This window comes from Nocardiopsis sp. iso_237 (assembly GCF_056173345.1).
The window spans coordinates 1,675,843-1,697,239 of record NZ_CM149669.1 but is presented as its reverse complement, the minus strand read 5'-3'; the positions used below and the strand labels follow the sequence as shown (position 1 = coordinate 1,697,239).

20 protein-coding genes and 2 tRNA genes are annotated in these 21,397 nt (G+C 71.1%); 6 read left to right on the top strand and 16 right to left on the bottom strand.

Translation table 11 applies throughout. The annotated features are described in order from the left end of the window. Positions 1–15 precede the first annotated feature (15 nt). From AC0VYM_RS07720 to AC0VYM_RS07700, 5 genes are all read right to left on the bottom strand, one after another. Positions 16–915, bottom strand: coding sequence for a carbohydrate ABC transporter permease (locus AC0VYM_RS07720; protein ID WP_475462966.1), 900 nt, complete (start codon positions 913–915; stop codon positions 16–18). Positions 916–975: 60 nt separating this feature from the next. Continuing rightward, positions 976–2,259 carry a sugar ABC transporter substrate-binding protein gene (locus tag AC0VYM_RS07715; protein ID WP_475460534.1) on the bottom strand — a complete coding sequence of 428 codons (1,284 nt, stop codon included), beginning with the start codon at positions 2,257–2,259 and terminating at the stop codon, positions 976–978. 155 nt (positions 2,260–2,414) lie between these two features. Further along, positions 2,415–2,900 (bottom strand): hypothetical protein, encoded by a 486-nt coding sequence (locus AC0VYM_RS07710; RefSeq protein ID WP_475460532.1) that lies wholly within the window; start codon positions 2,898–2,900, stop codon positions 2,415–2,417. Positions 2,901–3,079: 179 nt separating this feature from the next. Continuing rightward, positions 3,080–4,366, bottom strand: a complete 1,287-nt coding sequence (locus AC0VYM_RS07705) for a class I SAM-dependent methyltransferase (RefSeq protein ID WP_475460530.1) — start codon at positions 4,364–4,366, stop codon at positions 3,080–3,082. A gap of 83 nt (positions 4,367–4,449) precedes the next feature. After that, on the bottom strand, positions 4,450–5,934 hold the full coding sequence (locus AC0VYM_RS07700; RefSeq protein ID WP_475460528.1) for an FAD-binding oxidoreductase: 1,485 nt from the start codon (positions 5,932–5,934) through the stop codon (positions 4,450–4,452). A gap of 271 nt (positions 5,935–6,205) precedes the next feature. Between AC0VYM_RS07700 and AC0VYM_RS07695 the strand changes: the two genes are divergently transcribed. Further along, the gene (locus AC0VYM_RS07695; RefSeq protein WP_475460526.1) at positions 6,206–6,997 is read left to right on the top strand and encodes a glutamate racemase; all 792 of its coding nucleotides are present in this window, start codon (positions 6,206–6,208) and stop codon (positions 6,995–6,997) included. Positions 6,998–7,030: 33 nt separating this feature from the next. On the opposite strand, the gene AC0VYM_RS07690 is transcribed toward AC0VYM_RS07695, so the two are convergent. Continuing rightward, positions 7,031–8,788, bottom strand: coding sequence for a hypothetical protein (locus AC0VYM_RS07690; RefSeq protein WP_475460524.1), 1,758 nt, complete (start codon positions 8,786–8,788; stop codon positions 7,031–7,033). Positions 8,789–8,974: 186 nt separating this feature from the next. Between AC0VYM_RS07690 and AC0VYM_RS07685 the strand changes: the two genes are divergently transcribed. Continuing rightward, positions 8,975–9,322: a hypothetical protein gene (locus AC0VYM_RS07685; RefSeq protein WP_475460522.1), complete on the top strand. Its 348-nt coding sequence runs from the start codon at positions 8,975–8,977 to the stop codon at positions 9,320–9,322. Positions 9,323–9,518: 196 nt separating this feature from the next. Continuing rightward, positions 9,519–10,043, top strand: a complete 525-nt coding sequence (locus tag AC0VYM_RS07680; protein ID WP_475460520.1) for a DUF6315 family protein — start codon at positions 9,519–9,521, stop codon at positions 10,041–10,043. A gap of 128 nt (positions 10,044–10,171) precedes the next feature. Here the strand turns inward: AC0VYM_RS07680 and AC0VYM_RS07675 are convergent, their stop codons facing one another. From AC0VYM_RS07675 to AC0VYM_RS07650, 6 genes are all read right to left on the bottom strand, one after another. Beyond that, a complete protein-coding gene (locus AC0VYM_RS07675; protein ID WP_475460518.1) occupies positions 10,172–12,292 on the bottom strand; it encodes an ATP-dependent DNA helicase in 2,121 nt (706 codons plus the stop codon). A gap of 94 nt (positions 12,293–12,386) precedes the next feature. Continuing rightward, the gene (locus AC0VYM_RS07670) at positions 12,387–12,860 is read right to left on the bottom strand and encodes an SRPBCC family protein (protein ID WP_475460516.1); all 474 of its coding nucleotides are present in this window, start codon (positions 12,858–12,860) and stop codon (positions 12,387–12,389) included. Further along, positions 12,853–13,203 (bottom strand): ArsR/SmtB family transcription factor, encoded by a 351-nt coding sequence (locus tag AC0VYM_RS07665; protein ID WP_475460514.1) that lies wholly within the window; start codon positions 13,201–13,203, stop codon positions 12,853–12,855. The genes AC0VYM_RS07670 and AC0VYM_RS07665 overlap by 8 nt, the downstream gene beginning before the upstream one ends. A gap of 87 nt (positions 13,204–13,290) precedes the next feature. Then, positions 13,291–13,857, bottom strand: coding sequence for a DUF4291 domain-containing protein (locus AC0VYM_RS07660; protein WP_475460512.1), 567 nt, complete (start codon positions 13,855–13,857; stop codon positions 13,291–13,293). Positions 13,858–13,904: 47 nt separating this feature from the next. Continuing rightward, entirely contained in the window at positions 13,905–15,125 is a 1,221-nt protein-coding gene (gene glsA / locus AC0VYM_RS07655; RefSeq protein ID WP_475460510.1) for a glutaminase A, read from the bottom strand. 325 nt (positions 15,126–15,450) lie between these two features. Next, positions 15,451–15,523 (bottom strand) — tRNA-Ala (locus AC0VYM_RS07650). A 211-nt stretch (positions 15,524–15,734) separates the two neighbouring features. Here AC0VYM_RS07650 and AC0VYM_RS07645 point away from each other — a divergent pair. Both AC0VYM_RS07645 and AC0VYM_RS07640 read left to right on the top strand, forming a co-directional pair. After that, on the top strand, positions 15,735–17,279 hold the full coding sequence (locus tag AC0VYM_RS07645; RefSeq protein WP_475460508.1) for an endonuclease/exonuclease/phosphatase family protein: 1,545 nt from the start codon (positions 15,735–15,737) through the stop codon (positions 17,277–17,279). Positions 17,280–17,716: 437 nt separating this feature from the next. Beyond that, complete coding sequence (locus AC0VYM_RS07640) at positions 17,717–17,950, top strand: hypothetical protein (protein WP_475460506.1); 234 nt, start codon at positions 17,717–17,719, stop codon at positions 17,948–17,950. On the opposite strand, the gene AC0VYM_RS07635 is transcribed toward AC0VYM_RS07640, so the two are convergent. Beyond that, the gene (locus tag AC0VYM_RS07635; RefSeq protein WP_378735075.1) at positions 17,922–18,239 is read right to left on the bottom strand and encodes an ArsR/SmtB family transcription factor; all 318 of its coding nucleotides are present in this window, start codon (positions 18,237–18,239) and stop codon (positions 17,922–17,924) included. The genes AC0VYM_RS07640 and AC0VYM_RS07635 overlap by 29 nt on opposite strands. A 4-nt stretch (positions 18,240–18,243) precedes the next feature. Then, positions 18,244–19,101 (bottom strand): SRPBCC domain-containing protein, encoded by an 858-nt coding sequence (locus tag AC0VYM_RS07630; protein ID WP_475460504.1) that lies wholly within the window; start codon positions 19,099–19,101, stop codon positions 18,244–18,246. A gap of 127 nt (positions 19,102–19,228) precedes the next feature. On the opposite strand from AC0VYM_RS07630, the gene AC0VYM_RS07625 reads away from it, so the two are divergent. Further along, positions 19,229–19,828 carry a DUF998 domain-containing protein gene (locus AC0VYM_RS07625; RefSeq protein ID WP_475460502.1) on the top strand — a complete coding sequence of 200 codons (600 nt, stop codon included), beginning with the start codon at positions 19,229–19,231 and terminating at the stop codon, positions 19,826–19,828. On the opposite strand, the gene AC0VYM_RS07620 is transcribed toward AC0VYM_RS07625, so the two are convergent. Both AC0VYM_RS07620 and AC0VYM_RS07615 read right to left on the bottom strand, forming a co-directional pair. Further along, positions 19,821–20,669: an NAD(P)H-binding protein gene (locus AC0VYM_RS07620; RefSeq protein WP_475460500.1), complete on the bottom strand. Its 849-nt coding sequence runs from the start codon at positions 20,667–20,669 to the stop codon at positions 19,821–19,823. The genes AC0VYM_RS07625 and AC0VYM_RS07620 overlap by 8 nt on opposite strands. 498 nt (positions 20,670–21,167) lie before the next feature. After that, a tRNA-Ala gene (locus tag AC0VYM_RS07615) sits at positions 21,168–21,240 on the bottom strand. Between the last annotated feature and the right edge of the window lie 157 nt (positions 21,241–21,397).

Below are 21,397 nucleotides of genomic sequence, written 5' to 3'. Positions count from 1 at the left end.
CGGGCGGGGTTGGCGTCATCTCAGCTCCTCTTCCCGGAACAGCGCGCGCAGGTAGACGACCGTGATCCCCAGCAGGAGCAGCGTGAGCAGGGCCGCGATGGCCGAGCCCATGCCGAAGTCGTTCTGCCCGAAGGACCGGACGTAGGCCCACACGCCCAGGTTGAGCATCTGGGAGCCGCCGACGTCACCGCCGGGCATCAGGTAGATCTGCGCGAACACCTTGAAGTCCCAGATGGTCGAGAGCACCGTGACCACGGCGAACACCGGACGCAGCGTCGGGAACGTGACGTGCCAGAAGCGCTTCCACGCCCCGGCTCCGTCGATCCGGGCCGCCTCGTGCAGTTCCTTCGGCACAGTGAGCAGTCCGGCCAGGACCGTGACGGCCACGAACGGGAACCCGCTGTGCACGATGTTGAGCGTCACGATCGCGTAGAACCAGAAGCGGTCGGCGAACCAGTTGTAGCCGGACGGTTCGATCAGGCCCAGGGACTTCAGGGCCTGCGCCACGACCCCCTGGTCCACGTCGAAGATCCAGATCCACACGTAGGTGCCGCTGACGGCGGGCATCGCCCAGGCCACCATCACGCAGGAGACCACGATGACCCGCGTGACGGGTTTCAGGTTGGCCAGCAGCAGGGCGACGAGCGTGCCCAGCACGACGGTAGCGACCACCGCGACGACGGCGAACACGACCGTGTTGACCAGGACGACACGCCACAGGTACGGGTCGGTGAGCAGGCTGACGTAGTTTCCCAGCCCGACGAAGTCCGACTCCCCCGAGACCAGGTTGCGCAGCTTGAAGTCCCGGAAGGACAGCCACACGATCCGGCCGATGGGGAACAGCAGCAGTACGCCGATGACCCCGAGCGGGGGCACCAGCAGGGCCCAGGGCAGGAGGGCGCGCCGCCCCCTCATACCCAGGAGCGGCGCGCGTCGGCCGCCCTTGGGCGGCCGGACCGGTGTGGCGGGTGGCAACTAGTTTCCCTCGTTGAGGATGGTCTCGATGGACTCGGCGGCGCGGTCGGTGGCCTCCTCGACGGTCGCTTCACCGTTGAGGATGTCCTGCTGCATGCCGACGATGATCCCCTCGGCCTCCACCTGGGACCAGGCGGGGACGGCCGGGGTGCTCTTGCCCGCTTCCAGGAGCTGGACGGCGAACGGTTCGACCAGCGGGTCACCGGACTCGGCGTAGGCCTCGATCTCCGCGACACCGGCCGGGAAGAAGCCGCTCTCCTCGCCCCAGCGGTCGAAGTACTCGCCCTGGGTGAGGAGGTCGACGTACTCCCAGCCGGCCTCCTCGTTGCCGGTGCCCTCGAACACCGACAGCAGCGAGCCGCCGGCGAAGGAGTCCATGTACCCCTCGTCCTGGCCGGGCAGCACGAACGCGCCGAGCTTGCCCTCCAGGTCGGGGTTGGACTCGATGATGGCCTTGGGGTTGGAGCTGTTGGAGATGGCCATGATGGCCTCCTCGTCGGCGAGGGACTCCATGACGTTGATCTCGTTCCAGTTGACCGCGCCCGTGGTGGACAGGTCGTCCTCCAGGGAGAGGTTGGTGAAGAACTCGACCCCCGCGCGACCCTCCGGGGAGTTGATCGTGGAGGTCCACGTGCCGTCGGACTCCTGGACCGCGACCTCGCCGCCGCCGCCCCACACCCACGGCATGACCGAGTACTGGGCCTGGCCGGGCACCGGGAAGCCGATCATGCCGTCCTCGGCCTCAGCGAGCTCCGTGGCGGTCTCGCGCAGCTCCTCCCAGTTGGTCGGCTCCTCGTGGCCGTGCTCCTCGAAGATGTCCTTGCGGTAGATGACCGAGCGGATCGACGCGTACCAGGGCACCCCGTACGCGGCGTCGTCGATGACGCCCATGGAGTACATCTCCTGCTGGAACCTGGAGGGGTCGTCGACGTACCCGGAGAGGTCGTGCAGGGCCCCGGCGTCCGCGAACTCCGGGGTGAAGGTGGTGCCCAGCTCGACGACGTCGGGAACGGTACCGCCCGCGATGGCCGTGGAGATCTTGTTCTGGGCGTCGGCCCAGGGCACGAACTCGACCTCGACGTCGATGCCCGTCTGCTCGGTGTAGGTCTCGTTGACCGCGTCGAAGAAGGCGCTGGCGTCCGGGTTGGTCCCCTCCATGATCCAGACCTGGAGGGAGTCGGTGTTCCCGCCGCCGTCACCGCCTCCGCAGGCCGTCGCCGCAAGCACCAGGCTCAGTGCGGCTGCGGGAAGGGTGACGTACTCGTGTACTCGTCTGCGGGCCATCGGCTCGCCTCCCGTTCCTTTTCGAGGGTCCCCTGAGGGTTGGTAGGAAACCTACGTAAAGAAGGACGACTTGTGAAGTAAACCACTGCGACTTGTGTCTGACCTGTTAGGCAGGCGGTTCCAGTCGGCGTTTCCGATCGGCCGGGTGGTCACCGTCAGTCGCTCAGACCGGTCACCTGGCGCAGGGTCGAGACGAGTTCGGCGCGCTTGTAGACGGCGAGCCCGACGGCCGCGCAGAAGGCGGCGAGCATGTGCGCGAACACCATGCGGTCGCCCTGGGCGAGGCGCTCGGCCGTCTCCTCCTCACCGATCGAGTGGGCCTCCCACGCGGTGGACACGGCGAACTCCAGCTCCGGCGGGAGCATCTCCGCCACGGTGCGCGCCACGGCCTCGCGTGAGTCGGCGGGCTTCCACACCACACCGGTCTCCTGGACGCGGCGGCCGAGGAAGGCCGCGATCACCCGGAGCTCGGACATGACGTCCTCGACGTCGTCCGCCGCCCGGGGGATGACCCGGTCCAGTTCCTCGCGGTTGTGGTCCGCGTAGGCGCTGATCAGCGCGATCGCGGTCTCCCTGACGTGCTCCGGCAGGTCGTGTTCGGGTGTCGGGTCGCCCTGGGGCGCGTTGTCGTCGGAGGACACGGGGTGGGTCCCTTCACGGCTGCTGGATCTGACGGCTCCATGATGCCGCGTCGGCGCCGTTCCGTGGCGCAGGCGGGGGCCGGGGACGGGGGTGTCCGCGCAACGCGAACACCCCTGTCCGGGACGGCCCATGGACCGGCGGTCCCTCCGGGCGGTCGTGGCGGGCCGCCGTGGCGCGGTCAGAAGTCCGGCCGCAGGGGCATGTGCGCGTCGGTGCCGTCCAGCTTGACCCCCAGCATCTGGTGGAGCTGTACGACGTCCCGCTCGAAGCCCAGGACGCACCCGGCCATGTAGAGGCGCCACACGCGGGCGGTGCCCTCCCCCACCTCGGCGACGGCCCGGTCCCAGTCGCGCTCCAGGTTGGCGCCCCAGTGGCGCAGCGTCAGCGCGTAGTGCTCGCGCAGGTTCTCCTGGTGGCGGATCTCGAAACCGGCGTCGTTCATGGCGGTCTGGATCTGCGCGGGGCCCTCCAGCTCGCCGTCGGGAAAGACGTACCTGTTGATGACGCCCTTGGTGTTCATGGGCTTGAGGTTGTTGCTGGGACGGGTGATGCAGTGGTTGAGCAGCCGACCGCCGGGCACCAGTTTGGCGTTGAGCGAGGCGAAGTAGGGGTCCAGGTTCCGGGCCCCGATGTGCTCGGTCAGCCCGATCGAGCTGATCCGGTCGAAGCTGCCGTCCGGGACGTCCCGGTAGTCCATGTGCCGGATCTCGGCCAGCCCGGTCAGGCCCTCCTGCGCGATCCTCTTCGCGCCCCACTCGGCCTGTTCCTTGGACAGGGTCACGCCGACCGCCCTGACCCCGTGCTCGCGCGCGGCGTGGCGCACCATGCCGCCCCAGCCGCAGCCGACGTCCAGCAGGCGCATCCCCTTCTCCAGACCCAGCTTGCGCGAGATCAGGTCGTACTTGCGGAACTGCGCGCTCTCCAGGGCCCCGTCGAACTCGCCCACCCGGTCCAGGGCGCCGTCCTCCTCGTCGAAGACCGCGCAGGTGTAGGTCATCGACGGCCCGAGGACCATCTCGTAGAAATCGTTGGAGACGTCGTAGTGGTGGTGGATGACCTCGGCGTCGCGCTGCTTGGAGTGCCGCATCCCCCGCCCGAGCAGGGTGCCCTTCCGCATCTCCTGGGGCGGCGGCGCCACCCTGTTCACGAACTTCACCCAGCCCACCGAGCCCACGATGGCGAGGAGGTCCCGGGCGGTCACGTTGACGCCCTCCGCGAAGGTGAAGTCCGCCATGTGTCTCAGCGCGGTGTACATGTCGCCCTCCAGCTCCAGGTGGCCGGAGACGTAGGCGCGCGTCAGCCCCACCGCGTTGGGCGACTGGGCCAGGTAGTTGACGGCCACCGGGGTCCGCACGTTCACCGTGACCTCGCTGTCGGGGTCCCCCGCCGAGCTGCCGTCGTAGGCGGTGAACCGGATGGGCGCGTCGGGTCCGACGACACGCTCGAAGATCTCTGCAAGCCGCATGCTCATGTCCTTCTTCCCTCCCGTACGCGGCCCCTGCCCACAGGTCGCCGCCCGGTGGTCCTGTCAACTGCTCGGCGGTGGGTTCAGCGGTTGCGTACGCACTTGGCGTACAGGTCCAGGAGCCGACCCCGGGGGTCGTAGGTCTCCTTGAGGTCCCCGTAGTCGGTGCCGTTGTAGAGGGCCCAGAAGTCGTCCTCCGAGTAGAAGGAGTCCGAGTACAGGGACTTGTGGCCGCCCAGCCGGGTGACCTCCTCCTCGACCCTGCGGTTGTGGTGGGCGCGGCGCTGGCCGGGCCGGGTGTCGACCAGCCCCCAGAACCCGAAGTTCACGTACAGGCGGTCGTTCTCCAGGGGGTAGAGCGGCCAGACGTGCTCGCCCTCCGAGAGCCCGGCGCGGCGGGGTTCACGCAGCCGGAGCGGGCACATCCACATGGGGGTCATGCCGATCTCCGCGTGGTAGAAGTCCAGGAACTCCGCGCCGCGCTCCACCCCCACCTCGATGTCCTGGATGAGGGGCTCCTGCTGCGGGCGGCCCCGGTAGTGGTTCAGGAGCCGGGAGAAGTCGGTGCGCCGGTCCCAGGCCACGAGCCTGCGGTAGACGTCGGAGCGCTTGAGGGAGCGCGGCCAGAGCGGGCGCACGAACCGGTTCTGGGTGCCGAAGGCGCGGGAGCACCAGAACCAGTCGGTGTCCCAGCGCCAGAGGTAGTCGTGCACGGTGAGGTAGTCGCCGGGGCCGGTGGATCCGCTCTCCGGGTCGGCGTAGCGCGCGATGGAGCGGTAGTAGACGTCGTTGCCGGTGTAGTCGCTGGTCCAGGGCGCGTGGTCGGTGAACCGGGCCAGCGTCAGGTACAGCTCGTCGGGGCCGAACACCACCCCGTCCACGAAGTCCACGGGCCGCCCCTCGTGGGAGGCGTCGGCGCAGATCTCGGCGAGGGCGTCCATCGCCGTCGAGGAGTCGTGGAACCTCAGGTGGCGCAGGTGCACGTAGGGGGAGACGGGGTCGAGCTCCACGCGCAGGCGCAGGGCGTACCCGAGCGTGCCGTAGGAGTTGGGGAAGCCGTGGAACAGGTCGCTGTGCTCGTTGTCCCGGGTCGCGGTGACGACGTCGCCGGAGCCGGTGAGGATCTCCATCTCCTGGACCGCCTCGTGCGGGAGGCCGTTGCGGAAGGAGGAGGACTCTATGCCCAGCCCGGTGACCGCCCCGCCCAGCGTGATGGTGCGCAGCTGCGGCACGACCGTGGGCATGAGCCCGTGCGGGAGGGTGGCCGCCACCAGTTCCTCGTAGGTGGTCATGCCGCCGACGTCGGCGAGGCGCTCGACGGGGTCGATGGCGATGACACCGGAGAAGGCCGACACGTCCAGGGCCGGGGCGGAGGACCGCTCGCGGAACCGGAACAGGTTGGAGGTCGGTTTGGCCAGCCGCACGGGGGCTCCCTCGGGGAGGGACCGGTAGTCGTGCCGAAGCCGTTCGACCGCCGCGACGTGATCCGCGAGCCCCGTGACCGCCGACGGCCCCCGTGGGGACCGGGGGCCGGAACTGGATGTCGTACCGGGCTGTTTCGGAGTCATACCGGGGTTCCCCTGACTGTTGACGACGCACAGCTTGGGTCGGCCAGGACCGGTGGTGGCGTGCCGCGGCAGGCCGATCCCCTCAGTTCTACCTATCGGTATCGGTCCACGGCCACCCCATTTCGGTACGTGTCTTACCCACTCTCGGGCGGCGAAGGGTACTGGCCGCGGCGCGGAGGCCGGGGGGCGCGGGAGGAACCGGAGGCGACGACGCCGCTGTCACCTGGGGTGATGTGAGTGTTACCGGACGGTCCGCATAGGATGCGGTTCCGTGCGCATCGCTCTCGTTGACTCCGGTATCGGCATGCTGTCCACGGCCTCGGCCCTGCACGCGGCACGGCCCGACGCCGACCTGTACCTGTCCATGGACCCGGACCACATGCCGTGGGGTCCCCGTACCCCGGAACAGGTGATCGACCGGGCCCTGGCCGGGGCCCGCGCCGCCCTGGACGCGGCGGGTTCCCTGGACGCCGTGGTGGTGCCGTGCAACACGGCGTCGGTGCACGGCCTGAACCGGTTGCGCACCGAACTGGAACCGGACGTCCCGGTGATCGGGACCGTCCCGGCCATCAAGCCCGCGGCCGCCGCGGGAACCCCGATCGCGGTGTGGTCCACCGAGGCCACCACCCGCAGCGAGTACCAGCAGCGGCTCGTGGTGACCTTCGCCCGGGACGTGGCGGTGACCCCGGTCGCCTGCCTGGGCCTGGCCGAGGCGGTGGAGTCCGCCGACCCCGCGCGGATCGGCGCGGCCGTGGCGTACGCCGCCTCCCTCACCCCGCCGGAGGTCCGTGGCGTGGTGCTGGGCTGCACGCACTACGACCTGGTGGACGAGGAGATCTCCCGGGCCCTCTCCGGCAGGGCGCAGCTGTTCACCGCGGCCCGGGCGGTGGCCGCCCAGACCCTGCGCAGGGTGGGAGCGGCCGAGGGGAGCGGTCAGGAGACCGCGACCGCTCCGACCACCGACCGGCCGGGCCGGGTCACCGTCCTGGCCAGCGGCCGCCCGGCCGAACTCCCCCCGGCGGCCCTGACCTACCCGGCGGGCCGCTCACTCCTGCCCCGCTGACCCCCGCTCCGACGGCGGCACCAGGGGGGCCCTTCAGCCTCCGGCCCCGAACCGCACGGCCCCGGCGGCCTCCCGCGGCTCCCGCACGGGCGGGTGGTCCGGAACCGGCGGGGCCTCCACCACCTGGGGGCGCGCCACGACCGGCTGGGCGTCGTCCGTCGGCGGACGGCCCTGCGCCAGCTGCGGCTCCCGCACCACCGGACCCTCCGGGACCGGCCTCGGGTCACCCGTCCGGGGGCGGTCCGGAACCGGCTGGGGCTCCACCCGCGACGCGTGTTCGCGTACGAGCGCACCGGCCGCCAGCGTGCGGACGAGGTCGCGCACCCCCGCGGTGTCGTTGTCGTGCAGCAGCGTCTCCAGCAGCGACAGGGCGGCGCGCTGGTCACCCGGCTGTTCGCGGACGTGCCGCCACTGGGGTTCGGTGGCGACGTCGGAGAGCATCAGGGTGCGTCCCACCTGCCCGAGCGCGCTCAGCAGGGCGGAGTCGTGCGGTCGCTCCATGAGCGCCACGTTCACCTGCTCGGCCTGCTGCTCGGGGTTGACCTCCTCGGCCTTCTGCGCCCGGAGGAAGTCGAGGATGCCGCCGGAGGGAGCCAGCGGCTGGACCGCCTCCAGTCCCCGCACCATGGACCGCACCTCGACCAGGTCGCCGGTGATCTCCTCGGCGGCGCCGAGTTCCCGGATGAGCCGCTCGGCCCGCTGCGCGGAGCACTCGGCCACCCACCGCGCCCCCCGGCCGCTGGCCAGCCGGGACGCGGACAGGGCGAGTTCGGCGCCCCGCCGGGGCGCCCCCACCCGCTCGAAGTAGCGGGACCACGTGGTCACCCGCACGCCCAGCCGCCAGTCGTTGCGGACACTCCCCTGGCAGACCAGGTTCTCCACCGACTCCACCCACGCCGAACGCAGCTTCGGGTAGGTCTCGGCCTCCTCCACGGTGGGCAGGAGGCCGATCGCCTGGCGGGCGTCGCAGAGTCCCAGGCGGGCCAACCAGGACAGCAGACGGGCGCGCTCGAAGCGGATCATCCGCAGCAGGGCGGCGCGGCGCGGGTTGACGGCGGAACCGTCGCCGCCCCTGCCACCCAGGTCGAGCTCGGCCTCCATCCGGTCCAGCGCGTCCAGGGCGTCGGTGTGCTTGTCCTGGTGACGCAGAGCCCTGACCAGGGCGAAGACACCCTCCGCGCCGAGCACGGCGGGGCCGGTGGCGGTGTGGTCGTAGCGACGCAGCTCCGCCTCGGCGCGGTCGGCCTGCCCCTCGTCGATGAGCAGGTGGACGCGGGCCAGGGTGAAGGCGGGCCAGGCAGGGGTGCCCTCCCAGCCGGACAGGCGCCGGGCGGAGAGGAGTTCGCGGCGCTGGTCGGTGGTGCCCCTGGCGTCGATGTTGGCGTGGCAGCGGACCAGTGTCTCCAGGGCGGAGACCGCCAGCGGACCGTACTGGGTCGGCGCGGGTTCGTCCTCGACCACGGCCCTGGCCTGTTCCAGGGCGCGGCGCCCCTCCCCGAGGGACCCCACGCGCACCGCGAGCGGCCAGTGCGCCAGGAAGAACAGGGTCGGCGGGCCGAACACCCCCGGCACCGAGGCCGGAACCGCCGTGGGCGCGGGGTTGTCGGACTTCGCGGCCTCGGCGACGAGACGGCGGGCGGTCCGCATGGCCGACCTGGCCAGCGCCTCCACCTTGACCGCGTCGCCCGCTTCGCTGAGTACGGGCAGCTCCGTGACGGCTTCCGCCAGTTCGTCCTGTCCGGCGGCGCGGAGTTGACGTCCGGTCTCCCCCACCCATGTCCACATCGTCATGGTGTCTCCCCCCAGTGGCATGTGCGAACAGAACGTAGCAGCGTGGTGACAGGGCTGTCTGGAGAACGCGTGAACCCGGTGCGGGGCGGGCACTCCGGCCCCTCCTGTGGCGGATCACGGCCGATAGACTCGGAGGTGTCCAGCGAGCGGCTGGTACTGAGCGGCACGAGGGAGACATGAGCGTCGATGGGATGGCGAGACCGGTTCGGACTCCGTAAGGCCAACCGCAAGGGCAAGGCCCGTTTCGACCGCGCCGCCGAGGATTCGGACATCAAGGCGCTGATCGACTTCGCCAAGAGCCGGGTGGGGGTCGAGTTCTTCGTCGAGCCCGAAACCTTCGCCACGCGGGCCACGGCGGTCGCCGTCGCCACGGACGGGGAGTGGATCCGCCGACGCTGCGGCTCCCCGGACGTGATCCGCAAGGTGGCGAGCGACCTGGCCAAGCCCGCGTACGACGTGCAGATCGTGGGTTATCCGCAGCGGATGCGCGACTGGACCGAGCGGAACAAGCGGGGCCTGTCCATGGACGAGTGAACCCTCCGACCGGCGCGGGCGGAGCATACCGCCCCGGGGTGAGACCGGCCACGTCCACACCCCCTCTGAGCACGTCCGAAACCCGTCACCCGGTCATTTTGGGCATTGATGACGAGTCCTTGCCTCGACTTCCTTGCCGAACGGGTTCCCTAACGGCCTCCATCCGTCGCATACTCGCCTGGGAGGGGGGACTCTGATGAAGCAGGATCTCACTGCCTTGTGTTGCGAATGCGGCATGGTTCGCGAGGTGAGCGACCACCAGAGTGTCGGTGAGGCGCAGTCCGCCTACGGACTGGCCCGCTGCGTGGTCTGGCGCAAGTGCCGCCCGTGCGGCTACCGCACCTACCACGCCTACCTGCGTGGCGACGAGGACCGTGACGAGCTGGAGGACGCCCTGCGGCTCGACGGAGCCCTGGCGGCGGAGGCCCTCGACGAGGAGGTCGAGCAGCTGCGGCTGTGCGGGGTCGAGATCGGCCACGCCCCCGTGCCGGCGATCTGGGACGGCCAGTCCGTGGGCATGGTGACCCAACGGCTCACCGACCACGCCTACTCGATCGTGCTCGACCCCGAGGCCTCGGTGGTGTCCCGGCTCAAACTCATCGACATGATGTGGAACGAGCTGCTGGTGGGCGAACACGACGACCGCTGGCAGATCCAGGAGCCGGAGGACGACTCCCCCGGGTACGCGATCCGTCTCTTCGGCTACCGCACACGGGGCTGACCCGGCGAGACGCCGGAACGACACGGCAGCGTACGGGCGCTGGGCCACAGGACACGGCTCGATCCCGATACGACGGCAACGGCCGGGCCCCCGAGGGGCGCCCGGCCGCCGTCATGTCACGGACGCGCTCAGGCAGCGGACTCGTCCCGCGCGGCCCCGGCCTTCTCGGCCAGGCGACGCAGTGCCGATCGTGCGACCTCGGGGTCGGCCGTCCCCCAGTAGGGCGGCAGGGAGGCCCGGAGGAACCCCCCGTACCCGGCGGTGGCCAGGCGCGGGTCCAGGACGGCGATCACCCCCCGGTCGTCGGTGGAGCGCAGCAGGCGCCCCGTCCCCTGGGCGAGCAGCAGCGCCGCGTGGGTGGCCGACACCGAGAGGAAGCCGTTGCCCCCGTGCGCGGAGACGGCCCTCTGGCGGGCGGAGGCCAGCGGGTCGTCGGGGCGCGGGAAGGGGATGCGGTCCACGATCACCAGCTGGAGCGAGGGGCCGGGCACGTCCACGCCCTGCCACAGGGACAGGGTCCCGAACAGGCAGGACCGCTCCTCCTCGGAGAAACGGCGGACCAGCTGCCCGGTGGAGTCCTCGCCCTGGCACAGGATGGGCTGGTCCAGGCGCTCGCGCAGCTCCTCGGCGGCCTGCTGGGCGGCGCGCATCGAGGAGAACAGGCCCAGGGCCCGGCCGTCGGAGGCCTCGATGAGCTCGGCGATCTCGTCGAGGTAGGCGTCGGAGAGCCCGTCGCGGCCGGGTTTGGGCAGGTGGCGGGCGACGTAGAGGATGCCGCTGCGGCCGTGGTCGAAGGGCGACCCGACGTCGAGGCCGCGCCAGCGCGGTTCCCCGGCCGCGCGGTGCGGACCGTCCTCGTCGGTGTCCTTCCCGGCCTCGCCCGCCGGGTCCGCGGGTTCGTCCGGGGTCTCCTCCACCGCGCCGACGCCGCGGGCGGCGCGTTCGGCGGCCTCCTGGGCGACCTCGCGACCGAGCCCCCACTGCCGGGCCAGGGCGGTGAAGTCGCCGCCCAGGGTGAGCGTGGCGGAGGTGAGCACCACGGTGCGGTCACCGAAGAGCTTCTCCCGGAGCAGGCCGCCCACCCCGAGCGGGGCGACGTTGAGTGTGGGCGGGCGCGCGGGGACCTTGGTGAGCCAGACGATCTCGGTGCGGTCGCGGAGCGGCGGCTCGAAGGACTCCAGGACCCGCTCGGCCGCCTCACGGACCTCGGCGAGTGCGGCCAGGGCCAGGCGCCGGTCGGAGGCGGTGTCCGGGTCGAGTTCGCCCGGGGAGGGCCCGATCGCGGCGATGCACGCGGCGGAGGCGTCCCGGGCCGCCGCCACGGCCCCGGCGAGGCCCTCGTCGATGTGGTCGAGACGCCCCTCGGGCACCTCGGTGAACATCAGCGCCAGTCCGTCCGCGCACTCGCTGAGGCGTTCGCTGATCCCGGGTTCGACCAGGCGGGCGGCGCGTTTGGCGGCGGTGGTGACGGTGCGCTCGGTGAGGCTTCCCGTGGCCACGGAGGTGGCCCGGTCCACCAGCTCGTGCGCCTCGTCGATCATGATCGTGTTGTGCTCGGGCAGGATGTGGTAGCCCTGCGACATGTCGATGGAGAGCATGGCGTGGTTGGTGACCACCACGTCCACCCCGGTGGTGGCCTCGCGGGCGAACTCCGCGAAGCACTCCTGGCCGAAGGAGCAGACCCGGGCGCCCATGCACTCGTTCCCGCCCACGGACACCTGGCGCCAGGCCAGGTCGCTCACGCCGGGCACGAGCTCGTCGCGGTCTCCGGTGAGGGTCTCCTCGGCCCACTCGTGCACGCGGGCGACCTGGCGGCCCAGGGAGGAGAGCTGGCGGGCGTCGAAGAGCTCGCTGCCCTCGGCCTCCTCCTCCGAGGCGGTCTGCATGCGGTTGCGGCACAGGTAGTTGCGCCGCCCCTTGAGCACGGCGAACGTGGGCTCGCGGGGGAGCAGCGGGGTCAGGGCGGCGGCCAGGCGCGGCAGGTCGCGGTCGATCAGCTGGTTCTGGAGCGCGATGGTGGCGGTGGAGACGACCACGGGGGTCCGGGTCGCCATCGCGTGTCTGATCGCGGGCACCAGGTACGCCAGAGACTTACCGGTGCCGGTACCGGCCTGGACCACCAGGTGTTCACGTTCTTCGACCGCCGAGGCGACGGCGTCGGCCATGGTCTGCTGACCCTCTCGGCTGCTGCCGCCCAGGGCCTTGACGGCCGCGCCGAGCAGGGTGGGTACGTCGGGGAGATCTGCCACGGATCGACAGTACCCGCCGGTGACGACAGGTTCGGCGCCGTCCACAGGCACGGTTCGCGGCCCGGCCCGGGGCCGGGCCGCGGGCGCCCGTGCTTCAGACCAGGGACCGGACCAGTTCCTCCAGCTGGTCCATGGACTGCCCGGCGCCGGTCTCCATTCCGGAGGCGAGCATGCCGTCCCGGTCCTCCACGCTCTGGAAGACGGCGGTGGAGGTGTACCTCGTACCTCCGTCGACCTCCTCCAGGCGGTGGGTCTCCATCAGGACGTGCCCGGGCATGCCCTCGAACTCGAAGGTCTGGGTGTAGCTCTCGGGCGCGCTCACGTCGTGGATGACGCCGTGGAAGCCGTACTCCCGCCCGTCCGTGTCGCGCTCGACGATCCGCCAGTTGCCCTGGGAGCGGAAGTCGAACCGGTCGACGACCGTCTCGGTCTCGCTGAGCCCCCACCACTTCGGCAGCAGCGCGGGGTCGGTCATGGCACGGAAGACGACGTCACGCGGGGCGTCGAAGGTGCGGGTCATCACGATGTCCTGACGGCCCGGTTCGGCGACGATGCTGAGGTCACTCATGGCTCTGCTCTCCTCCGGTGCTGCGCTGCATCCTGCGAAGTTCCTCGTCCAGGCGGGCGAAGCGCCCCTCCCAGTGGCCCCGGTAGCGGTCCACCCACTCGTTGACCTGCTCCAACGGCGCTGGCTCCAAACGACAGGGGCGCCACTGGGCGTCGCGGCCCCGGGTGATGAGCCCGGCCCGTTCCAGGGCCTTCAGGTGCCGGGAGACCGCCTGGAGGCTGATGTCGAACGGCTCCGCCAGGGTGTTGACCGTGGCCTCGCCCTCCGCGAGCCGGGCGAGGATCGCCCGACGGGTCGGGTCCGCCAGGGCGGCGAACGTCAGACTGAGCGGATCGTTCGCCATCTGCCTATTCAACCTTTCCGTTAATCAACCAACGTGTTGATTACGCGCCCGGGCGCCGCCCCTCGTCAAGGACGTGCCGCCCGGTCGCTAGCGTTCGATCCCGAGCCTCGCCGCGGTTCCGCCCGGGACCGGGTAGACCCGTTCCGGAGGCAGCAGGCGCCGGGCCCTGGCCACCTGGCCCGAACGCACCGCCTCGGAGATCCTGCGCGTCCGGTCGGTGATGTCGGTCAGCCCCACGACCCACTCCTCGGCGAAGCTGGCGATGAGCCCCCGGCCCACGCCCACCTGAATGCTGTAGTGGTTGAGCGCCGCACCGCGAAGCGAACGCTCCGGGTCCCACTGGACGTGTACGGCCGCTCCGGCGACCACGTCCGGCGCCGAGGTGGTCAGCGCGGCCGCCGCCAGCGCCTCCTCCCATCCTTCACGGGTGATCCGCACCGCCAGCACGCGCTCCTGGCCCGACTTGCGGGCCCAGTTGCTGCGGTGCATCAGCCACAGGAACGACGGTTTGATCCACGTCATCCGTTTGAGGGAGAACGGCGGAACGAACCGACCGGCCCGCAGCGCGGGGTCAGCAACCGCGGAGGAGTAGGCCTGGTAGACCACGATCGTCCGGTCGTCGAAGTCGGCGCGCACCTGGCGTTGGGACTGCATGCGGGCCAGCCTTCCAAGCGTCTCGTGCCCACCGCAATCGAATTTCCTCAGGACCGGCGGACGCCCCTGGGGTCGCTGACGGTGGCGTCGACTCCGGCGTCGGCCAGCTCGGAGAGTTCGGCGGCCAGCAGCGACCGGGCCGCGTCGCTCAGCCCCGACACCCGCTCCAGGGCCACGCTCACCGACGTCACCCGCGCGTCGTCGATGGCCTCCTCCAACCGGGACACGATCTGTTCGGCGGCGAGGAAGTCGATCTCGCCCCGCAGCCGCACGTCGAGCCGGTTCCCGTCCCTGGTCACACTGTGCATCGGAGACGGGGGTTCCGAGGGCGTCTGGAGCATGTGCAGGTCGTAGTCGTCGGAGAGCCGTTCCAGCGCCGCCACCCCGCGCACGCTGTTGCCCGCGTCGTCCAGCGGCGGACTGAACACACCCACCCCGAACGCGCCCGGAGCGGCCGCGAGGATGCCGCCGCTCACCCCGCTCTTCGCGGGGATGCCGACCCGCAGCCCCCACTCCCCCGCGCGGTCGTACATGCCGCAGCTGGACATGATCGAGAGGGTGTGCCGCGCGGTGCGCTGGGAGACCACCCGCTCCTCGGTCACCGGGTTGACCCCGCCGACCGCCAGGGTCGCGGCCATGACCGCCAGGTCGCGCACGGTCACACTGAGGGAGCACTGGCGGAAGTAGTCCTGGACCGCGTCCTCGACCCGGCCCACCAGCACACCTCCGGCCAGGCTCAGGTACCCGAGGGCGCGGTTGCGGTGTCCGGTCTCGGCCTCGGAGCGGTACACGTCCTCGTCCACGACCAGCTCCCGCCCGGCGAAGGACGACAGGACCGACCGGACGCGCTCGAAGCGCCGCTCCGGCTCCGCGCTCTCCACCAGGGAGGTGGTCACGATGGCGCCCGCGTTGATCATCGGGTTCTCGGGGCGGCCGTGCTCGTCCAGGCTGATCGCGTTGAAGGGCTCCCCGCTGGGTTCGGCGCCGACGTGTTCGTGCACCACGTCCAGTCCGAGCTGCTCCACGGCGATCGCGTACACGAAGGGCTTGGAGATCGACTGGATCGTGAAGGGGAGCTCGGACTCACCGACGTAGTAGGAGCGGCCGTGCGCGCTGATCGCGGCGATCCCGAACAGGTCCGGGTCGACGTTCGCGAGTTCGGGGATGTAGTCCGCCACCCGGCCCCCGGTGAGCCCGGCGACCTCCTCGCGGATCTGGTCCAGCACCTGGATGACGGGGCTGGTCTCATCGGCGGGGTCGTGGTCCATCCGCCCAGTCTAGGAAGGCGGGGCGCACGACGGCCCCGGCCACGCGGGCCCGGATCCGTCCGTCTCACGGGCCCCGGGAAGCGGCGCCGGAAACGGCGGGAGGAACGGCGACGGCGTGCGCACCGGGACGGGGGTGGCCGGGTTCTCGCGAGCCCCGGCGTGCGCGCACCGGAGGCTGGGGGTCACCTCGGAGTGACGACGGGACGACCCGGCGGTCGCGTGCGATCGGGGTCGTCTCGGAGGCCGGGGCTCGGGCGATCGTCCCCCGGTAAACAGGAAGGCCCGCCGGGAGGTTGCGCGGCAACCACCCAGCGGGCCCTACTCGTGGAGCTATGGGGATTCGAACCCCAGACCTCCTCCATGCCATGGAGGCGCGCTACCAACTGCGCCATAGCCCCGTGTGCCTTGCGGCGACGCTTCGATTCTAACGGATGTCGGGCGGTGCCGGGAACATCATTCGTGTCAGGCGTCCCACACCGCCCGGGGTTCGGCTCCGGTCCGAGTTCACCCGGCCTTCAGCCGGGGTCCCCCCATGTTGGACGTACGCGTTTCCGGGGTACCGGATGGTGGCTTGAGTCCGAAATCCCCCGAACGAGAGGCTTCCCCCGGATGCGTGTCCGTTTCCTGATCCCGACGGTGCTCACCGCACTCCTGTTGGCGCTGGGGGCCCACCCCGTGTCCGCCGCACCGCAGGGCACCCTGAGCCTGACCGAGGGCGGGGAGTTCACCTTCGCCTACACCACCCCCGAGCCGCACGCCGCCAACTGGATCGGGCTGTACCGCTCCTCAGGCGGCGGCCCCGTGGACGAGGAGTACGTGGCTCCCTCCCTCGTCTGGGCGTACGCACCCGAGGCCGAAGGGACCGTGCGGCTGTCCGCCGACTCCCTGGAGCCGGGTTCCTACACCGCCTTCTTCCTGGCACGCGACGGCTACCAGTGGCTGGCCGATCCGGTCGAAGTGCGACTGTCGGCCGAGGGCCCGGTCTCCTTCCCGGTCGGGGAGACCACCCTGCACAACGCCCGCCAGGGCCAGGCCTACGAGGCGGGCCTCGGCGGCCTGGTCTCGGGCGGCGGCGGGTCGATCGGGTTCACGAAGGTGAGCGGCGACGCCTGGATCGAGGTCTCCGGCGACGGAACGCTCACGGGCACCCCGCGCACCTCGGCCGACCGGGAGACCCCGGCGGGCGTCTCCCGCCCCGACCGCTCCTCGGCCCGCGTGACCGTGGAGGCCACCGGTGAGGACGGCTCCGCCGCGCGCCTGGACGTCACCATCCCCGTGCGCCGCCACGACCAGCCGCTCGTCGACGAGTTGGGCGTGATGAGCCTCAACACCTGGCACGGTGGGACGCAGGTCAACGGCTACCACGAGAAGCAGCTGCGGTTCCTGCTGGAGAGCGGCGCCGACGTCGTCGGACTCCAGGAGACGCAGGGCACGCACGCGACCCGGTTGGCCGAGGCCCTGGGCTGGTACCACTGGCAGGGTTCGGGCAGTCTCGGGGTGATCAGCCGGTACCCGATCGCGGAGGAGTACGGCGAGGTCAACGCCTCCGGCGGGGTGCGGATCGCGCTCGACGGCGAGGAGTCGCAGGTCAACCTGTGGAACGTGCACCTGGGGTACACCCCCTACGGCCCCTACGACTTCTGCTTCGACGGCATGGACGTGGACCGGGTCCTGGAGCGCGAGGCGGAGTCCGGGCGCACCCCGCAGATCACCGACACCCTCGCCGCGATGTCCGGGCAGGTGGACGCCGCCGACGAGGTCCCGGTGCTGCTGGTGGGTGACTTCAACGCGCCCTCGCACCTGGACTGGACGGGGGACCTGAGGGAGAAGAACTGCGGGTACGCGGACGTGCCCTGGCCGACCTCGGTGCTCCCGACCGAGGCCGGGTTCACCGACTCCTACCGGGTGGCCAACCCCGACCCCGTGAGCACGCCGGGCCTCACCTGGTCGCCGCTGTACCCGTTCCACGACGGGTCCACGGGCCGCGAGGAGCCGCAGGACCGGATCGACTTCGTGTACCACGCGGGCGACCTCACGGTCCGGGACTCGCGCGACCTGGTCGTCGGGGACCCGGCCCCGGTGCCGGAGCACGCCGACAACGAGTGGACCACCGACCACGCCGCGGTGCTGACCTTCTACTCGCTCCCCTCCTAGGCGCGCCCGGCTCCGACCCCGGCGCCGGGTCGCCGCCGGGATCCTGGCGGCGACCCGGCTGGGGTTCTCCCCGCCGGGCGCCCCTCCGGTCCGTCGCTCCGCTCGCGGCCGGTGCGTGTGTCCGCCGACCCACGGTCCGGCGGGTCGCCTTCGTCCGACCCAGTGCCGGAGGCACTCCGCTCGTTCCGGGGCTTGGTGCGGCCCAGGGTCATCGCACGCGTCCGAACCCCGAAGTCGTCTCCCACTCCATCGGGGTCGGGCCGAGGCGACTGCCAGCACCCGTTTCCCAGGGTGGTCCCCGGTCCCGGCGGGGCCGTGCCCCAGGCTGGATCCCCGCTCGCGCGTGCGACACCTCGACGGGATCCGGTTCGCCCGCCCGAAAGCCGCCTCTCGTACCCTGGGAGTGCCGGTTCACCACCTCCCCGGAAGGGGCCTCCGTGTCCTCCGCAGAGAACCCGCACGTCGCCGCTCTGCTCCGTTGGGAGGAGCACGGTGCGTTGTGGCGGGTGGTGGCACGCACCGGTGCCACGGTGACCGTCTCGATGCTCACCTGTGACGGCGGCACCGAGGTGGACCGCATCACCTCGGGTGATCCAGCCCTCCTCTCGTTCCTCGGTCAGCGCAGCAGCTCAGAGGAACCGGTCAGCCCCTCTCCTCAGCGATGGACCTGATCCCCTCCAGCCTGCGGTCCCAAGCGGCGGCGATGCCGCGCAGGTTCCGCCCGACCTCGTCCAGGCGGGCGCCCTCCACCTCGTGAACGATCGAGCGGCCACTGCGTCTGGTGCGCACCAGCCCCACCGTGCGCAGGACCTCCAGATGCTTCACGATCGCCTGTCGGGACACGGGCAGCTCCCGGGCCAGCTCCGACGCGGAGGCGGGCTCCCTCCCAAGCCGGACCAGGATGCTCCACCGGGTGTCGTCCCCCAGCGCGGCGAAGACGGGGGGCAGTGTGGTGTCCACGGCCTCATCTCCCCCGCGTGGCGGAGAGGTGTTCCGCGAGGGTGGTGAACCCGCCGCTCCAGCCTTCGAGTTCCACCGCCGCGTTGCCCGCCGCGTCACCGAAGCGCCCGGCCAGGGCGTCGAACCCGACCTGGGTGACGGTGAGCAGACTCCCCGCCCCCGAGGCCCTGACCTCGAAGGTCACCAGGGTGCTGTCGTCCGCGCCGGGGTCGGTCCCGGGCTCCATGGCGATCCGGTAGGCGAACCGGCGCGGCGCCTCCACCTCGACGATCCGGCCCCGGAACGTTCCGTGCTCGGCCCAACGCAGCTCCATCGGCGCGCCCTCGCGGGCCTCGAAGTCGGCTCCGTCGAAGGCGTACCAGGCCGCGAAGTGCTCCGGCGTGGTGACCGCCTCCCAGACCCGCTCCGGGGTGGCGTCCACGTGCACGGTGCGCTCGACGGTCACCGGATCGAGCAGGCCACGAGCGGCGGCGAGCTCGATCTCCCAGCCTTCGATCTGTCCGGCGACGTGGGCACGCAGCTCGGCCTCGGCCATACCCAGCGCCTCGAACCCGCTCTCCGCGACGGTGAGGGTCACCCCGCCCGGTCGTTCCCGCACCCAGATCTCCACCTGGGTGGACTGTTTCTCGTCCACCCTGCCGAGCCAGCTGAACACGACGTGGTGCGGCGGGTCGAGCTTCTCCGTGCGCACCAGGAACTCACCGTGTGTGGGGTCGTGCACCAGGTGCAGGCCGTCCTCGACCTCGTCGATCCGGTGGTCGACCACCCGACCGTCGTTGATGAACCACCCCGGCCGCGAAACGAGGTCCCAGACCCGTTCCGCACTGGCGTCGATGTCGATCCGCCGTTCGATCCTGTCCATACCAGCCTCCTTTGTGCAACTCCAGAGTTGCACACGGATCAACCGCTGCGCAACCCCCGGGTTGCACAGGATTAGTTCGTCGAACCCCCGACTAGAATCCGGCTACGGCCTACGTTCGGAGCCCTCCATGACTCCCCTCCTGTGGTCCGGAGCCGTCGGCTCCTGGCTGTTCGTCGCCGTCCTCCTGCTGGACGGTCTCACGCGCCCCGGATTCCACCCGGTCAGACACCCCGTGAGCGCGCTCGCGCTCGGTCCGCGCGGGTGGATCCAGACGACCAACTTCGTCCTCTGCGGACTGCTGGTCACGGCCGGGGCGCTCGCCCTGCCCGACACCACCGGTAGTACCGTCCTGGCCGTCGGCGTGGGAGCGCTCGGCCTGGGCCTGGTGGCCTCGGGGGTGTTCACCATGGACCCGATGCGGGGCTACCCGCCCGGCACCCCCGACACCACCCCGAAGAAGTACTCCACCCGGCACGGGCTGCACGACTGGGCGGGCACGGTCGTGTTCCTGCTGCTGCCGGGGGTCCCGTTCATCGCGGTGTTCGGGCTCGACGACCCGGTCTGGAAGGTGGCGTCGGGGATCACCGCGGCAGTGTCAGCGGTTGCCGCCGGCGCCTTCGGCCGCCTGTGGGAGGAGGACGCGCCGCGAACCGGCCTCGTCCAACGAACGGCGATCACCGTCAGCCTGGTCTGGCTCGGCTGCCTGTTCGCCCGGGCGGCTACCTGAAGTCCGCCGCGTGGTCGCGCGCCCACTGCCGGAAGGTGCGTGCGGGCCGCCCGAGGGCGTCCATCGAGGTCGGCACCGCCTCCGGTTGCGGGACCTCCAGGTCCCCGGGGTCCGACTCGCCACCGGAGTAGTCCTCGAAGCCCAACAGGAAGTCCGCGTTGTCGGCCGCGAATCCGCCCTGGGCCAGGTAGTCCTCCCTCGCCGTGTGGGCGTCGACCACCTCGAAGCGCACCGGTTCCCCGATCGCCTCCGCGATCGCGGCCACCTGTTCCCGGCGGCTCACCAGATCCGGGCCGTTCAGGGTGTACGCCCGTCCGGCGTACCCCTCCCCCGTCAGTGCGGCCACCGTGACGTCCGCGATGTCCCGTTCGTGCACCGGGTACCAGGCCTCCTCCGGCAACGGGTCCCTGACCGTCCGCCGGCGCCTGATCGAAGGCCCCCACAGCCAGAGTTTGTTCAACGCGAACTCCCCCGGGCGCACGTGGGTCCACTCCATTCCCGAGGCCTCCACCGCCCTCTCCACCGGAAGGTGGTAGTCGGTGTCGAACCCGTGGGTGACGGCACCGGAGGAAAGGGTCACCACTCTGGTGACACCCGCCGCACGCGCCATTTCCACCACACGCCCAGCCGTGTCCGGAACGGGAAAGAGATAGACCCGGTCGACCCCCTCGAAGACCCCTTCCAGGCTCTCCGGGCGGGCGAGATCACCGACCACACCCTCGACGCCGTCGGGCAGGTCGTCACGGACCCGCCGCGAGAGCGCCCGGACCTCGACTCCCCTGAGCCCCTCCACCACCAGTCGGCCGACATTACCGCTCGCACCGGTCACGAGAATTCTCATTCACACACCTCCGCTTCAACCGTATCCTTGAACCAGTTGTAGAGGGTTGAGTCGATACCCAAAAGGCCAAAGGGCGACAACCCTCAAACAGAGAAGGAACCCAGGGAGAAAGGGGGAACTGATCGGGCCACTTTCGGAACGCGACGGGAGCGAGGATCCGGGGCACGGGAGACGCCGGTACGGCGGGAGGAAAGAAGAGAGGGAATCAGTCGCGGAACGGCACCGCCGCGCGCGAGCCGAACGGAGGGCCGAACCCCCGTGTCAGCCGTGGACGGGACGTGACGGTGGGCGTGTCCACCCCGAGCGGGGTGGCGAGGTACGCGAGCCCCGGCGAGCGCGCACCGGGGGGTGGGGGTCACCCCGGTGCAACGACAGGACGACCCGGCGATCGCGTGCGATCGGGGTCGTCTCGGAGGCCGGGGCTCGGGCGACCGTCCCCCGGAAAACAGGAAGGCCCGCCGGGAGGTTGCGCGGCAACCACCCAGCGGGCCCTACTCGTGGAGCTATGGGGATTCGAACCCCAGACCTCCTCCATGCCATGGAGGCGCGCTACCAACTGCGCCATAGCCCCTGGTAGGCCGGACGGTTTCCCCGTTCGGCACGCCTCAACTCTACAGGAAGTCAAGGGTGGGTCGAACCAGGTTCAAACCCGGGGTGGACGCCGGGGGCTCCGGGGCGCGGGGCCTGGTCTCGGACGGGCCGAATACTCTGGTGAGGTGGCCGAATCA

Coding starts and splice junctions, on each gene's coding strand:
- AC0VYM_RS07720 (WP_475462966.1), bottom strand. CDS start 915: ATGAGGGGGCGGCGCGCCCTCCTGCCCTGGGCCCTGCTGGTGCCCCCG.
- AC0VYM_RS07715 (WP_475460534.1), bottom strand. CDS start 2,259: ATGGCCCGCAGACGAGTACACGAGTACGTCACCCTTCCCGCAGCCGCA.
- AC0VYM_RS07705 (WP_475460530.1), bottom strand. CDS start 4,366: ATGCGGCTTGCAGAGATCTTCGAGCGTGTCGTCGGACCCGACGCGCCC.
- AC0VYM_RS07700 (WP_475460528.1), bottom strand. CDS start 5,934: ATGACTCCGAAACAGCCCGGTACGACATCCAGTTCCGGCCCCCGGTCC.
- AC0VYM_RS07690 (WP_475460524.1), bottom strand. CDS start 8,788: ATGACGATGTGGACATGGGTGGGGGAGACCGGACGTCAACTCCGCGCC.
- AC0VYM_RS07685 (WP_475460522.1), top strand. CDS start 8,975: ATGGGATGGCGAGACCGGTTCGGACTCCGTAAGGCCAACCGCAAGGGC.
- AC0VYM_RS07680 (WP_475460520.1), top strand. CDS start 9,519: ATGAAGCAGGATCTCACTGCCTTGTGTTGCGAATGCGGCATGGTTCGC.
- AC0VYM_RS07670 (WP_475460516.1), bottom strand. CDS start 12,860: ATGAGTGACCTCAGCATCGTCGCCGAACCGGGCCGTCAGGACATCGTG.
- AC0VYM_RS07665 (WP_475460514.1), bottom strand. CDS start 13,203: ATGGCGAACGATCCGCTCAGTCTGACGTTCGCCGCCCTGGCGGACCCG.
- AC0VYM_RS07660 (WP_475460512.1), bottom strand. CDS start 13,857: ATGCAGTCCCAACGCCAGGTGCGCGCCGACTTCGACGACCGGACGATC.
- glsA (WP_475460510.1), bottom strand. CDS start 15,125: ATGGACCACGACCCCGCCGATGAGACCAGCCCCGTCATCCAGGTGCTG.
- AC0VYM_RS07645 (WP_475460508.1), top strand. CDS start 15,735: ATGCGTGTCCGTTTCCTGATCCCGACGGTGCTCACCGCACTCCTGTTG.
- AC0VYM_RS07630 (WP_475460504.1), bottom strand. CDS start 19,101: ATGGACAGGATCGAACGGCGGATCGACATCGACGCCAGTGCGGAACGG.
- AC0VYM_RS07625 (WP_475460502.1), top strand. CDS start 19,229: ATGACTCCCCTCCTGTGGTCCGGAGCCGTCGGCTCCTGGCTGTTCGTC.
- AC0VYM_RS07620 (WP_475460500.1), bottom strand. CDS start 20,669: ATGAGAATTCTCGTGACCGGTGCGAGCGGTAATGTCGGCCGACTGGTG.